The sequence below is a fragment of the Streptomyces sp. NPDC051020 genome (assembly GCF_040683105.1).
Lineage (GTDB): Bacteria > Actinomycetota > Actinomycetes > Streptomycetales > Streptomycetaceae > Streptomyces.
Map to the genome: position 1 here is coordinate 1 of NZ_JBFBCG010000061.1, position 14,265 is coordinate 14,265.

Genomic DNA, 14,265 nt, shown 5'->3' on the forward strand with positions numbered 1-14,265 from the left:
CCGGGGTGCCCGGAACTCCCACGGACAGGCCGGAGTTGACCGCTTCCTGGAACGGGATGGCCTTGCCCGTGGACGGGTCGACGAAGGAGTCGGAGTGCATCCGGGCCGGGGCCGTCTCTCGGCCGTCGATGGTGTGCACCTTCTTCTTGGCGGCGTCGTAGTACACGAAATAGCCGCCGCCTCCTACGCCTGCCGAGTACGGCTCGACCACGCCGAGCGCGGCCGCGGTCGCCACCGCCGCATCGACCGCGTTGCCGCCGCGCCGCAGTACCTCGATGCCGGCCTGCGAGGCGTAGGGGTTCACGCTGGAGACTGCGCCCCCGCTGCCGGTGGCGACGGCCTGCTTGGGTGGCGGCTGGAGACGCGAGCCGGAGGGTGCTGCGACACCCGGGGATGAGCCGGCGGCTGCGGTGGGGAGGAGCAGAGGAAGAGCGAGGGCTGCCGCTGACACGGCAGACACCAGGGCACGGCGGGCGATCATCGAGCCTCCGAGGGCCTCGGGCGAGGGTGATTGCTGGCACTTTGGCAACAGCCGGTCTCATCGGCAATGGATCTTGGAGATCTTTGCGGAACATCTGAGGTTCCTCGGCAGTAACCAGCGCGGTTCAACGACCCTGCGCTCGCCGGAATCCGCGTCCGCCCAGGTCATCCCAGTGACAGTTACGTCAGTGAGGTCGGCATGATGACCGCTTGTGCTGCTCCGTCCGGCCTGTCCGACCGTCACGAACGTCCTGGCGATGCTGCGGACTGCTGCCGATGACGTCCGCGCCTGGTGTTGCATGCTCGCCCTGGAACACCAGCCGGTCCGGATGCCGCACCGAAACCGCCGCTGAACGCCCCACACTGGGCGGCCCGGCCGTCGTGGTCGTAGCGCTGATCCACCGGCCCCGTCAACGCGTGGACCGGGCGCCCGGACACAGGTTCCGTCCGGGCGCTCGGTCCGTAGTGATCAGTGACGCAGGTCGAGACGGTGCACGCCGCCGTCGACAGTGCCGACGTAGAGCGTGCGGCCGTCCGGGCTCGCGGCCAGTTTGGTGGTGTCGGTGTTCTGCAGGCCGGTTGAGATGTTGTGCCAGCTCAGACCGTGGTCGGTGCTGCGCAGTACGCCGCGGCCGCCTTGCAGGAGGCCGCTGGCCCCGGAGCTGGTGGTGGCCGCGTAGAGCGTGTCCTCGACCCGGAGCAGGTCGGAGAGATGGATCGCGAGAGCGCCGGTGTCCGCGGTGCGGAAGGTCCGGCCGCCGTCGGTGCTGACGCGGACGCTCTCGCCGCCGACGACGAGACGCCGTCCGTCGAGGTCGATCGCGGTCACCGGACCGTCGGCGACTTTGGTGACGGTCACCCCGCCGTCGTCAGACCGGTAGAGACCGGCGGTGTTGCCGAGCCACAGGCGCAGCGGATTTGCGGGATCGCCCGCGATGGTGTCGAAGGAACGCTCGTGGTAGAGGTTCTTCCACGTCGCGCCGCCGTCGCTGGTGGCGAACAGCCCCCGGCCCAGAAGGCTTTGGAAGCTGACCATGACCCGGTTCGGGTCGGCGGTGTGGACCATGAGCGCCGTCGGCACCTCCGACGAACTGCCCCTCTCCTCCCAGGTGGCACCGCCGTCGCCGCTGCGCTCGACGGTGAATGAGCCGAACGCGGTGCGCCGCACCTTCCAGACCACCTTCGGATCCTTGGCCGACACGGCAAGTTGCGGGACGGTGACGCCCCTCATCCCCTCGCCGCCCGACTGGCCCCACTCCGGGCTCGCGACGGGAAGGGCGGTGCGGTAGACCGCGCTGTCGGTGGCGGCGAGCAGATGGCCGTCACTGACCGCGAGATCGTTGACGGTCAGTCCCTGGACGCCGATCCGCCGGTATCCGGTGCCGTCCGCGGCACCCCGATAGAGACCGTCCTGCTCGCTGGAGACGGTGACGGAACCGTCGGCCCAACGGTCGTAGTCCATCGGTACCGCTGCGCGCGACGGCGCGGCGACCGTGGTCCACGTCTGCCCGTGGTCGCGGCTGAGACGGCCACTGCCGGACAGCGTGCTCAGGTACAGGTCGTCACCCGAGATGGTCAGGCGGAGGCCGCCGCTCGTCATGGACAGCAGGGTGGTCCAGGTCTCCCCGCCGTCACGGGAACCGACAACTCCCCGGCCCGGGACATACACCGCCACGACCGAGGAGTCGGCGGCCAGCCCGCCGACGGTCTCGCCGGCCGGGGCGAAGAGCAGGCGTGCCTCGCCGGGGTTGCCCGAGCCGATGCCGGAGCGGACCCAGACGCCGTGATACGTCGTCATATAGAGGGTGTCACCGGTGACGACGGCGGCGGTGATGCCGCCGGTGACGCCGGTCGGATACGTCGTCCAGTGGTCGCCCGCGTCCGTGCTGACCAGCAGTGCGTCCGAGGTGACCGCGACCAGGGTGCGGGTTTGTTCATCGGCGGCGAGCGCCGCGATGCGGGTGTCCGGGACGTCGAGCGTGCGCCAGGTCCGCCCGTTGTCATCGGTGCGCAGGATGGCGCCCCGGCGACTGCCGTCGCGAACGCTGTTCACGGCGTACCACCAGCGGTCGGGATTCTTCGCGTCCACCACGAGCGGACCCGTGCCGTCCGCGACGGGCAGACGCCCCAACTGGCGCCAGGAGGTGCCGTTGTCGGTGGTCAGCCAGGGAGCCGCCTTCTGGTACTGGGTGAGGACGGCCTGCTTCGGCCGGCTCGACGAGAGGGCGATGGAGCCGGCCTGGCTGTTGGGACCTACCGGCTTCCAGCGGTTCCTGCGGCTGTCGACCGGGGTGACCTCGAAGGCGCTGGTGCCGGTGAGCCGCTGCCCGGTGCCGGCGGTGCCGCGTACCGAGACCCGGTAGGCGCCGGCCGCGCTGCCGGTCACCGCGGCCCGGTAGTAGCCGCTGGCGGGATCCAGCGTGGAAGTGACGTCGACGGCCTTGCCATGAGGCGGGGTGACGGTGACGACCGGCGGTGCGGCCAGCCGGGTCGGCGGGGCGATGTGCACGGTCGAGTGACCGTCGCTCGGGTCGGGTGCGGCCTGGACGGCCAGGTGCCGGACGGCGAGCAGGTAGGGCACCCCGATCGCCGGTCCCCGGTCGGGAGTCGCCGTGAGACGGCCGCTGATCTCGGTGTCGGCCGCCGGTCGGGCGACGCGCAGCGAGACCGTGACGGTCGCGGTCCCCCCGGCCGGTACAGTGACCCGCTTCGCCGAGACCGTGGCCGGACCGTCGGTCCGCAGCAAGGTCGCGACCGGCCGCTTGCCGGAGTTCCGCAGCGTCACCTTCGCGATTCCGCCGACGTGACGCCCGGACAGATCGGCGAGTCCGAACGACACCGACGCCGGCGAGGCACTGACCGTGGCCGAGGCTGCCGCGGCCACATCGAGCCGGCCCGAGCCCTGCGTCGTGGGCCCGCTGCCGCTCAGCGGCTTCGCGGTGCCGACCAACGCGGCCTTGATCTCGGCAGGAGCCCGGCCGGGATGCAGCTGGCGCAGCAGGGCCGCAGCGCCGGCGACGTGCGGGGTCGCCATCGAGGTGCCCGACATGCGGTACTCGCCGGGCCCGTACAGTGCCTTGGGCACGGTGGAGCGGATCTCCACGCCCGGCGCGACCAGATCGGGCTTCAAACCGAAGCCCTGTGTGGGACCGCGTGAGGAGAACGAGGCGATCCGGTCGGTGGTGTCGGTGCCGCGCAGCGTCACCGAGACCTTCCCGGCGGCGAGCCGGGCGCTCAACTCCGCGTACTGGGTCGAGTCGATGCCCATGACCACCAGGTGGTCCATGCGCAGCGAGTCGCCGGAGGCGTCGATCCGCGCGGACGGGGACGGCACCTGGGCCACTCCCGGCTCAGGGTTCACCTCCGGCGGCCGGACCTCTCCCGGTGCTCCGGCGACGAACACCGGGCCGTCGTTGGAGGGCAGGCCGGCCAGCACGGCGATCGCGCCGCGCTTCTCCGCCTCCTTCGCCCACTCCACGGCGCCTGCCGTCAGGTACTGGGTGTCGGAAGCGATGAGTATCTTGGCCCGTACGATCTTTCCGCGTACGTCGCCGGCCCGCTTCCAGTCCTCGGCGGTGCCCTCGCCGACATCGACCAGCGGCGCCGTGACGGGGTGCTCCGGCGGGTTCGCGGACAGGATGCCGCGGTAGGTCTGGATCAACTCGGGTTTCCTGCCGGCCAGATAAGCGCTGGGCAGCCGCAGATTGCTTGTCGACGCGCCGACCGCGACCACGCCGTCGGCCGTTGCGGGGCTGCTGACCGTACCCGTACCCGGGCCGTCGTTGCCGGCCGCGGCCACCACGACCACACCCGCTTGTACGGCCGCGGTCGCGGCGCGGCCCAGCGGGTCGGTGCCGTCGCCGGGGCCGCCGAGGCTCATGTTGATGACATCGGCGCGGTGCGGGTTGGCCGGATCGGAGGCCGCCTCGATTCCGGCGATGATGTCCGACGTGTAGCCGGAGCCGTCGGCGTCCATCACCTTGTAGGCCAGCAGATTCGCACCGGGCGCCACGCCGGTGATGCCGCCCTTCTCGGCCGCCTTGCCCGCGATGATGCCGGCGACGTGGGTGCCGTGGCCGTTGTCGTCCATCGGATCCTCGTCATCGTTGACGAAGTCGTGCCCGCCGACGACCTTGTACCCCTTGCCGAGTCCGCCGCCCAGGTCGGGGTGGCTGTAGTCCACGCCGCTGTCCAGGATCGCGACGGTGGTCCCCTTGCCGGTGACGCGGCTTCCGGCCGGGTCCTTGCGCTGCCAGACGCCGGGTGCACCGATCAGCGGCACGCTCACGTCCGTCTTCGTCAGCACCCGGGTGTCGGGGCGGACGGCGGTGACGCCCGGCAGCGAGGACAGCCGCCCCACCTCGGACGCGGGCACCGTCATTGCCACGGCATCGACGAGCAGACCCAGTTTGCGGGTCGCCGAAGGGTGCAGCCCGGCGCTCTTCGCCGAGCCGATGAACGTCTCCTGCCGCGCGTCGAGCGCGTGGCGGGCGGCGCCGACGCCGCGGGCGGCCTCGGCGGACAGCAGCGATCCACCGGGCGCGGCGGTGACCGCTGGGTTCCCGGACAGTTCGACGAGCACTCGTTGCGACGGGTCGGGCGTGGACGCGTTGGAAGCACCCGGTGTCACCGCCAACATGCCGGCGAGAACAACGGCGGCGAGGGCGGCATGACGCGATCTTCGTGACTTCATTGCCATGCGTAAAGGTCCTAGTGGCGAGGGCACTTGACGCACAACCGATCTCCGTGGCCCATTGCTGCCGCTGGCACAATTGGGCCACCATCCGTCCATGACTCCGCAGACACCGCAACTCACGGCGGCAGGCATCGATCCGTTCGACGAGAGCGTCTACCGCGCCGTCCTGACCCGGCGGACGGCGGCGCCTGCCGAACTCACCGCGGATCTCGACTGTTCGGCCGAGCGCGTCGCCAGGGCGCTGGACCGGCTCCGCGACCACGGGCTGGTCGGCCGGCTCGCCGGCTCCCGCCGCCGGTACGCCGCGATCGAACCGGGCGCCGCCGTCGAGGCGCTGGTGCGGGCCAGAAGCAATGAGCTGGAGCGGGTCCGTTCGGCGGCCGACGAGCTGTCCCGGCTGTTCGCTGCCGCGCGCACCGGCGCGACCTATGAGGACGAGGTGGAGATCACCACCGGCAGCGAGGCGCTGGGCCGCTGGTTCGTCCGCCTTCAGCAGGAGGCCCACGAGGACGTGATGACCCTGGACCGGCCGCCGTACGCCCTGACCACCTCCAACCCGGTGGAGGCGACGGCGCTCGGCCGCGGCGTACGGTACCGCGCGATCTACGCCCCCGAGGCCCTGGAATGGCCGGGCGTCCTCGACGACGTCCGCGAGCTGGTCCGGCACGGCGAACAGGCCCGCGTCCTGCCCGGCCTGGGCATCAAACTCGCCATCGCCGACCGCAAGCTGGCCCTGATGCCGCTCTCCCTCGACCTCAACGACGTCCGTGCCGCGGTGATCCGCCCGTCCACCCTGCTCGATGCCCTCACCGGCTACTGGGAAATGTGCTGGAAGCAGGCCCTGCCCCTCGACGCCCCCGCCGAGGACCCCCTCGGCGAGGAGGACCGACTGGTCCTCACCCTCCTGGTCAGCGGCCTCAAGGACGAGGCGATAGCCCGCCAGCTCGGCTGGTCCGTCCGCACCATGCGCCGCCGCATCAGCCGCCTGCACGATCTCCTCGGCGCCGCCAACCGCTTCCAGGCCGGAGTGATCGCGGCCCGCCGCGGCTGGTTGTGAGACAGCACGCCGGCAGGGGCGGCAATGAGCGGAATGGTCTCGGCGCGCGTATCTCCTCGTCGTGCGCCTGCCAGGGATGACGGGACAGCCCTCACGCGCCGCCGCGTGCCGCCAGTGACCGCACGGGGCGACATCTGTTGCTCACGGCGGTGTCGAACAATGAGAGCAGGTTGCTCCCGGACCATCCCGCTCTTCACTCATTGATTTCAGAGCATGATGAGCAGACGGGTCTTCGGCTTGAGCTTCCTATTCACCGAACGACTTTGTACGTACACCTCCAACTTGGGGTTGTGCCCCGCCTTCACGGAGACGGTCCCCTGAACATCCGTACCGAACAAAAGGCTGCGTGCCGCGTCGCCCGTATAGGCGCGGTCGGTGTCCTTCTCGACCACGATGACTTCTTTGTTCTGCTGAACCTGAGCCCGGGCGCCCAGCTGGTAGTAACACGAACCACGTTCGTACGTCACGCCCGGGTGCGAGTTGACGAAGGGGCGAATCTCGACCTCCTTGTCGACTTTCAGGAGCCGGTACTTGTCAGCCGGAATCGGTTCGAGGTGCGCCCGCACCTCGTCAACCGATATGTCCTGACCGACAGTGAACAGGTTCTTCGTGCCACGCACCCCCTGCTCCCGCCCGCGGAGGAAGCTGGTGGCGGCAGCGCGCACGGTGCCGATCGCCTCCTCGACGCCCTTCTGGGAATCCGCATCCCAGATGGCGATGTTCCCGGCCGGGAAACCGTAGTTCTGGGCGGTGCGCTTGGCCAGGGAGTTCGGAACGAGGATCGCGGAAGTCCAGTGGCCCGGAAGCCCGCTCATCTTCGCCGTGATCTTGTCGAGCCAGGGGCCAAGGATGGCCATGTCGCCGTCGTGCCGCCTGTCGCCACCGGAGGCGTTCTCCTCACCGTCCGTCACGACGATTTGGAGGAAACTGTGCTCGCCGTATTCCTCCCAAATATGGCCCAGGTCGTCCAGGGACTTCACAGAAGCCTCGATGAGGGCCGTAGCTCCATTGTTGACCTGGTACAGCCCACGCATGGACGGCAGATGCTTCACGTCCATGTCCCAGACCAGGTTCTCCACCTTGTGGTCGAAGGAGTAGAGGCTGATCCGTGTCTCGTGGCCCAGGCTGTCCGACTCGGCTTTCAGCCCCGCCACGAACTCGTCCACAACTCTAATGAGTTGACTCTGGTGCGGACGCATTGAACCCGAACAGTCCACCACCAGCGCGACGTGATTCACCTTGTGCTGGATCTTGTTTGCGGACACGTTTGTGCTCCCCCTCCGAGGCTCCCCGAGTGATGTCTTCACTTTATGGGGAGGCACTGACAACGACGCTTGACGCTCAATCACCTGCCGGCGTCCAAGGGCTGTCCCGTCATCCCTGGCGGGCGCACGACGGCAGCTGCGGCACCTCGCTGCGTTGTCGGAACGCTCGAATACGGGCGTGCGTGCGTGCCAGACGCCGCCTGGCAGACGGGACGCGAGCAGCAGCACCCCAGCGGCGCTCACCCCCGATGACGGATCCGCAGACGGCTGAGACTTCTGGCTCACTCTCGCCTCGCGCTCCGACCCGGCCCGTCGGAGGCCGGTAACTGAGGGGATCAGAAACAGCTTCTCATCGGTCAAAACGCTAGAGGACCTCGAAGTTGGCCATCATCGCCATGTCTTCGTGCTCCAGGTTGTGGCAGTGGAAGACGAAACGCCCCCGGTAGCCGGTGAATCTGGTGATGATGGCGACCGCCTCGCCCGCGCTCAGGTCGACGGTGTCCTTCCAGCCCGCGTCGTAGGGGCCGGGGGCCTCGCCGTTGCGGGAGAGTACCTGGAAGTGCGACAGGTGAAGGTGGACCGGGTGGTGGAAGTCGCTGGTGAACTGCCAGACCTCCAGCGCGCCCAGCCGCGGGGTGGCGTCGGCCCGCATCGGGTCGTAGGGCCGGCCGTTGATCGTCCAGCCCTCGTCGCCCTGGTCGCGGAAGGCGAAGGTACGGGTTGCCGTCGCGCGCGCCGGGTCCAGACGCTCGATGCCCGACAGCCGCGCGGGCACGGCGCTGTCGTCGGTGGCGCGCCGGGCGATCCGGAAGCGCATGACCGCGGCGGTGGTGCCGCTGCCGAGCCGGTTGCCGAGGGTGACCTCATCGCCGACCCGGTAGCGGGAGAAGTCGACGACGACGTCGAAGCGTTCCGCGGGCGCCAGTACGATCGCGTCGTGCGCTCTCGGGGCCGCCAGCAGGCCGCCGTCGGAGCCGATCTGCACCAGGGCGCCGCCGCCAGCGGGCTGGGGGTGAGCAACTGTTGGCTTTCGAGGCCGTTCGAGTGGGCGTAACTAAGTTTGGGTGAGTGCGTTGTTCAGGGTGTGAATCTGGCGGAGTGGGCGAGGGTGCAGGGTGTGCATCCGCAGACGGCGTATCGCTGGTTTCGTGAGGGCACGTTGCCGGTGCCGGCTCAGCGGGTCGGGCCGCGGACGATTCTGGTGAATGTGGAGGCCGTTGCGGCGCCTGGAACGGTCGACGGTGTCGGGTTGTACGCCCGTGTCTCCTCGCGCGACCAGACGGGTGATCTCCAGCGTCAGGTGGCTCGGCTGTCGCGGTGGGCCGCGCAGTCGGGTCACCGGGTGGTGCGGGTGGAGTCCGAGATCGGGTCGGGTATGAACGGCTCCCGCGTCAGGGCCCGGCGTTTGCTGGCCGACCCGGACGTGACCACCGTGGTGGTCGAACACCGTGACCGGCTCGGCCGAATGAACACCGAACTTGTCGAAGCGGCACTCGAAGCCGCGGACCGGCGTCTGGTTGTGCTGGATGACGGGGAGCTCGAAGACGACTTGGTGCGGGACACGGTGGAGGTGCTGACCTCGTTCTGTGCTCGTCTGTACGGGCGCCGTTCGGCGAAGAGGCGGGCGAGGAAAGCTTTGGAAGCTGCCGAGCATGGCTGAGTCGAAGAACCAATTGCGCACCATCGCCCCGCCGTTCGTCGCCGTCGGACCCACAGGTGTGGCAATACGTGACCGGCTGGGGCACCTCGCACCCCAGGACGAGAGAGTCCTCCGCTTGGTCGGCGAGCACCAGGGCCGTCTGGCTTCGCGTGATCTCAAGGCCCGCTGTGCGGACGGTCTGGGGCACAGCGCGGACGCCTGGGCATCGCGTAAGCGGGACCTGACGAAGGAGTCGTCGTCGCGGATCGCGGGTGCGATCACCAAGGCCACGCATGATCAGTGGGCGCTGGCCCGGCGTTGCCAGGCAGCGCATATCCAGACGCTGGCAGCCGGGATCAAGATGCTGCGGCACCGCCTGTCCCTCCCGGTCGGGGAGCGGGGAACGAAGCGGGCCGCGGGCGGCTACCGCTCCCGGAGTGAGTGGTTCCACAAGTCCCGCCGTCTCGCGATGCTGGAAGATCGGCATGCTGCTGCTGTCGCCGAGTGGCAGGCCGGACGGGTTCGTGTGGTGCGGGGCGGCAGACGTCTGCTCAACACCCGCCACCACCTCACCGAGGCCCGGCTCACCGAAGGCCAGTGGCGGGAACGCTGGGAGGCGGAGCGCTGGTTCATCGCTGCGGACGGTGAGTCGGGGAAGCGGTTCGGGAACGAGACGATCCGTGTCACCCCGGACGGCGAGGTCAGCATCAAGCTGCCTGCCCCGCTCGCGCACCTGGCCAACGCCGGGCGCGGCCGGTACGTCCTCACCTCCCGGATCGCGTTCGCGCACCGGGGTGCGGAGTGGGCCGACCGCATCACCGCGAACCGGGCCGTCGCCTACCGCATCCACCTCGACACCCAGCGCGGCCGCTGGTACCTCACCGCGTCCTGGCAACGCCCCGTCGTGAAGACCATCCCGCTGGAAACCGCCCGCGCCCGGGGCATGATCGGTGTCGACACCAATGCCGATCACTTCGCCGCCTACCGGCTCGACCGGCACGGCAACCCCGTCGGCTGGCCCCGGCGGTTCTTCTACGACCTGTCCGGGGCCGCCGGTCACCGCGACGCACAGATCCGCCACGCCCTGACTCGGCTGATCCACTGGGCCAGGCAGGTCGGTGTCGCCGCGATCGGGATCGAAGACCTCGACTTCACCGCCGAGAAGACCCGGGAGAAGCACGGCCGCAGGAAGCGGTTCCGGCAGCTCATTTCCGGCATGCCGACCGGGAAACTCAAGGCCCGGCTGGTGTCGATGGCCGCCGAACAGGGCCTGAGCATTGTCGCGGTCGACCCCGCCTACACCTCCCTGTGGGGGTGCCCAGCACTGGCAGAAACCGCTGGCCACTCCACGTCGAAAGATGTCTCGTCACGATGCCGCCGGTATCGCGATCGGACGACGCGCCCTCGGGTACCCGGTCCGGCGACGGACGGCACCGCCCCCGCACGACCGGAGCGATCGTGCGGGGCATCGGACCATCCAGGCCAGACCGGACGCCCGGGGGCGTGAGGGAACCCGCCCACCCACAACGGACCGGCCCCCTGGACGGCCGTCGCCGAGCGGGACGCGAAAGCGGGAACCCAGCGCATCCAACACCGTTCGGGATGCGCCCAGTACGCAACAGTGGGTCCAGGACTCACTTATGCACACTGGCTAGGAACGGTACTCGTAGACGCGTGAGTCGTGGGCCAGGCTGGCCCCGTGGTCGTGGTGCGGGAGCGGGCCGGTGAACCCGTCCGGCACGATCAGGTCGGTGGGGTAGCCGTCGCTGGCCGACGGGGTGTGGCCGCCGTGCAGGTGAACGACGGCGGGCACAGGAAGCGCATTGCGGTGACGGACGACGGTCCGCCGGCCGCTGCGGGAGACGAGGGTGGGCCCGGGGAAGATCCCCTCGTACCCCCAGATCGCGGTGGTGTGGCCGGGCAGGATCTCCTGGGTGGCGGCCTTCTGCGTCACCTCGTAGTAGTCGGTGGTGGCGTCCTGATGCGCGGTCAGCACCGGCGGTACCGGCAGCGGCACCCGGTACGGGGCGGGCAGCGGCAGCAGGCTGCGCAGCAGTTCCCCGGTCTGGACGGCGGCGGCCAGCCGCGGGATCTGTGTGCCCACCGCCGCCAGGGCGGCCGCCCCTCCCAGGGCGCCGAGGAGGCGGCGGCGCGGTATCGCCGGCCTCACGAGACCTCCTCCGCGGGCCGCGACGCCTCCGAGGACGTGCCGGGCGGCGGCACCCTCCGAACGGCACCTCGGCGTCGATGGCGCGTTGCACCATCTGTCGGAAGTGCTCGTTCTTGGTGGCGAAGGGCACCTCGTCGGCGATGCCGGCGGCCCGTCAGCGGTCCGGTCATCCGTCCAGGACGCCGGGAGGTAGAGCTCGCGGTCGATCAGTGCCCGGCCGGCTGCCGAGGCGTAGGCCAGGAAGGTGCCGATCTGGGAGTTCTCGGTCCTTCCCGCTGTGCCGGAGTACTGCCGCTGCACGCCGGCCGACTTCGTGCCCTTCTTCAGGAAGCCGGTGTCGTCGCATATCAGGACACCATCCGGGCTGCCGATGGACTCCACGACGAAGTCACGGATGTCGTCTCGGACCGCGTTCTCGTCCCAGTCCGAGAGGTTGAGCAGGCGCTGGACACCGTCCGGGCGGAGCTGTCCGACCTGTTCTGACAGCGTCCAACCGTTCTTCTTCTCCAAAGGAGCGATCAGCCCCTGAAGGTAGTCAAGCGCTCGCTCACGTGGCTCGGACCTGCCGAAACGGTGGGCGAAGCGGGCATGCAGCCCGGCTATCCCCTCCGACCACGACTCGACCCGCTGAACCGTCAGATCATCAGCACACAGTCACAACGACGACGAACAGCACCAGCCGTCACCCCAGATGCGGTTGCAGTACTAGGACGGTCAGGACAGCCGCCATGGGCGGAGCTTGTCCGGGTTGCGCACCGCCCAGATGTGCGTGATCCGGTCGTCGTCGGCGACCTTGAACGCGAACACCGTCTCGATCCCGCCCCCGGACTCGACCGCCAGGCCCGGCAGCCCGTTGACCGTGCGCTCGAGGATCGTCCGGGGCGGCGCGAACCGGGCGATCGTCAGGTAGAAGTGGGCAATCTGCTCGGCGCCCTCGATCGGCAGCAGGTGGGCGATGGCGCGGCCGCCGCCGTCGGAGATCTCGGTGGCGCCCGGGTCGAGCAGGCTGAGCAGGGCCTCGATGTCCTGCGCCTCCCAGGCCACCTTGAACCGCCGGACGACGCTCGCCTGCCGGGCCGCGTTCGGGCTCGCCTCGGTCCGCGCGGCGGCGATGCGGCGGCGGGCCGAGGACGCCAGCTGACGGCACGCCGCCGGGCTGCGGCCGACGATCTCGGCCACCTCGGCGAACGGGTAGCGGAAGACGTCGTGCAGCACGAACGCGACGCGCTCGGCCGGGGTCATCGACTCGAACACGACCAGGAAAGCCATGGTCACCGACTCGTCGAGGGTGATCCGGTCGGCCGGGTCCACGCCGGCGCCGCCCGCCGCCCCGGCGATCCACTCGGCCGAGTCGGGCAGCGGCTCCGGGATCCATTCGCCGACGTAGGCCTCCCGCCGGGCGCGCGCCGAGCCGAGCAGGTTCAGGCAGATGCGGCTGGCCACCTTCGTCAGCCAGGCGCCCGGGGACTCGATGACCTCCTGCTCCGCCCGGGACATCGCGTACCAGCGGGTGTAGGTCTCCTGGACGACATCCTCCGCATCGGCCAGGGACCCGAGCAGCCGGTAGGCGAGATTGAGCAGCTGTCGCCGCTCGCTCATGATCGTGCTCAGGCCAGGATCCCGCTGCTCCTCTGCCTGCCGCTGTGCCTGTTCCGATGGAGTGGTCACACGCTCTCCGGCTCCCTCGTTCACGTGCCCTCTCCGGTACGACAAATCAGAGCGGTGGAATGTGAGGTCGGCGGCTCGCCTCACATTCGGCGGGGCTGCGTTGTCGGACTGGTGAAGACGAGTACACCATCCACAGGACAGGACGCTGAGCATGAACGACTTCCAGGAGATCGCCGACCGCGTCGAGATCGAGGCGCTGCGCGGCGATTTCACCGACGCGGCGATGATGCGCGACCGTGCCCGCCTCGCCGCGCTGTTCACCCCCGACGGCGTTCTGCGCATGCCCAACGTCCCGGTCGAGCTCATCGGCCGGGAGGAGATCCGGACCGGAGGCGAACGCCTGCAGAGCCAGTGGGACTTCTTCGTGCAGAACAGCCACCCAGGCACCATCCGGATCGACGGCGACACCGCCACCGGCCGCACCTACATACAGGAGATCGCGCGTCTGCTCGACGGCCGCTCGGGCCTGAACTTCGCCATCTACCACGACACCTACCGGCGTACGCCGGAGGGATGGAAGTTCGCCGAGCGGGTCTACGAGGTCAGGTACGTCGACACCACCCCGCTGCGGGGTTCGGCGCCCGGCCCCGACGCGGCGCAGGACTCCGGTAAGGCCGGGGACACCGTCCGGGCACCGGGTGCCGGTGAGGCGGACGCGTCGGCCACGGGGGCGGCCGACGACTTCGCCGCACCGGCGTCCGCGGAACGGCTGGACCGGGCGATCGCGGCGCTGCGGGCGAACGGCTTCACCGCCGAACTGCTCGACGACGCCGCGGCGGCCCGCGCCCGCATCAAGGATCTGATCCCGGAGGGCGCGGGCGTGTTCACCGGGGCCAGCGAGACGCTTCGGCTCTCCGGAGTGGCGGAGGACATCGAGGCGGGCGACCGCTACCAGGCCATCCGACCGCGCGTGCTGAAGATGGACCGCGCCACCGAGTCCGACCAGATCCGCCGGCTGGCGGCCGCCCCCGACGTCTTCGTCGCCAGTGTCGCGGCCGTCACCGAGAACGGCTCGCTCGTCATCGCCTCGGCCAGCGGCAGCCAGCTGCCCGCCGCCGCCGGCGGCGCCGCGAGGGCCATCTGGGTCGTCGGGGCGCAGAAGGTGGTGCCCGACCTGAGCACCGCACTGCGCCGGGTCGAGGAGCACTCCCTCCCGCTGGAGACCGCGCGCGCCCAGGCGATCTACGGGCAGCCGAGCGCGGTCAACCGTCTGCTCGTCCTCAACGCCGAGCCGCAGCCCGGGCGCGGCACCGTCCTGCTGCTGCGCGAGGCCATCGGATTCTGACATCC

At 70.0% G+C, this 14,265-nt stretch carries 9 protein-coding genes and 2 pseudogenes; 4 read left to right on the forward strand and 7 right to left on the reverse strand.

Features of this window, described 5'->3' with window-relative positions:
* Together AB0N06_RS27680 and AB0N06_RS27685 are read right to left on the reverse strand one after the other, a co-directional pair.
* Positions 1-481, reverse strand: a 481-nt coding sequence (locus AB0N06_RS27680) for a gamma-glutamyltransferase (protein WP_366137400.1), incomplete at its 3' end; no start/stop codon positions are given.
* Positions 482-949: 468 nt separating this feature from the next.
* On the reverse strand, positions 950-5,179 hold the full coding sequence (locus tag AB0N06_RS27685) for a S8 family serine peptidase (protein WP_366137401.1): 4,230 nt from the start codon (positions 5,177-5,179) through the stop codon (positions 950-952).
* A gap of 91 nt (positions 5,180-5,270) precedes the next feature.
* Here AB0N06_RS27685 and AB0N06_RS27690 point away from each other — a divergent pair, with 91 nt between their 5' ends.
* A complete protein-coding gene (locus AB0N06_RS27690; RefSeq protein WP_366137402.1) occupies positions 5,271-6,233 on the forward strand; it encodes a helix-turn-helix domain-containing protein in 963 nt (320 codons plus the stop codon).
* Between the two features lie 206 nt (positions 6,234-6,439).
* Here AB0N06_RS27690 and AB0N06_RS27695 read toward each other — a convergent pair whose 3' ends face one another.
* Positions 6,440-7,498 carry a vWA domain-containing protein gene (locus AB0N06_RS27695; RefSeq protein ID WP_366137403.1) on the reverse strand — a complete coding sequence of 353 codons (1,059 nt, stop codon included), beginning with the start codon at positions 7,496-7,498 and terminating at the stop codon, positions 6,440-6,442.
* A 364-nt stretch (positions 7,499-7,862) separates the two neighbouring features.
* A complete protein-coding gene (locus tag AB0N06_RS27700) occupies positions 7,863-8,483 on the reverse strand; it encodes a multicopper oxidase domain-containing protein (protein WP_366137405.1) in 621 nt (206 codons plus the stop codon).
* A 99-nt stretch (positions 8,484-8,582) separates the two neighbouring features.
* Here AB0N06_RS27700 and AB0N06_RS27705 point away from each other — a divergent pair, with 99 nt between their 5' ends.
* Positions 8,583-9,158: an IS607 family transposase gene (locus tag AB0N06_RS27705; RefSeq protein WP_366137406.1), complete on the forward strand. Its 576-nt coding sequence runs from the start codon at positions 8,583-8,585 to the stop codon at positions 9,156-9,158.
* Positions 9,151-10,792, forward strand: a pseudogene (locus AB0N06_RS27710) (IS200/IS605 family accessory protein TnpB-related protein). The gene AB0N06_RS27705 and the pseudogene AB0N06_RS27710 overlap by 8 nt, the downstream one beginning before the upstream one ends.
* On the opposite strand, the gene AB0N06_RS27715 reads toward AB0N06_RS27710, so the two are convergent.
* The 3 genes and pseudogenes from AB0N06_RS27715 to sigJ form a co-directional block, all read right to left on the reverse strand.
* Positions 10,789-11,307 carry a multicopper oxidase domain-containing protein gene (locus AB0N06_RS27715; protein ID WP_366137407.1) on the reverse strand — a complete coding sequence of 173 codons (519 nt, stop codon included), beginning with the start codon at positions 11,305-11,307 and terminating at the stop codon, positions 10,789-10,791. The pseudogene AB0N06_RS27710 and the gene AB0N06_RS27715 sit on opposite strands and share 4 nt — an antisense overlap.
* Before the next feature lie 58 nt (positions 11,308-11,365).
* Positions 11,366-11,910, reverse strand: a pseudogene (locus tag AB0N06_RS27720) (IS701 family transposase); the annotation flags it as partial.
* A gap of 111 nt (positions 11,911-12,021) precedes the next feature.
* Complete coding sequence (gene sigJ, locus AB0N06_RS27725) at positions 12,022-12,975, reverse strand: RNA polymerase sigma factor SigJ (RefSeq protein WP_366137408.1); 954 nt, start codon at positions 12,973-12,975, stop codon at positions 12,022-12,024.
* Between the two features lie 151 nt (positions 12,976-13,126).
* Between sigJ and AB0N06_RS27730 the strand changes: the two genes are divergently transcribed.
* Positions 13,127-14,260: an LUD domain-containing protein gene (locus tag AB0N06_RS27730; RefSeq protein ID WP_366137409.1), complete on the forward strand. Its 1,134-nt coding sequence runs from the start codon at positions 13,127-13,129 to the stop codon at positions 14,258-14,260.
* Positions 14,261-14,265: the final 5 nt, after the last annotated feature.

Coding starts and splice junctions, on each gene's coding strand:
- AB0N06_RS27685 (WP_366137401.1), bottom strand. CDS start 5,179: ATGGCAATGAAGTCACGAAGATCGCGTCATGCCGCCCTCGCCGCCGTT.
- AB0N06_RS27690 (WP_366137402.1), top strand. CDS start 5,271: ATGACTCCGCAGACACCGCAACTCACGGCGGCAGGCATCGATCCGTTC.
- AB0N06_RS27730 (WP_366137409.1), top strand. CDS start 13,127: ATGAACGACTTCCAGGAGATCGCCGACCGCGTCGAGATCGAGGCGCTG.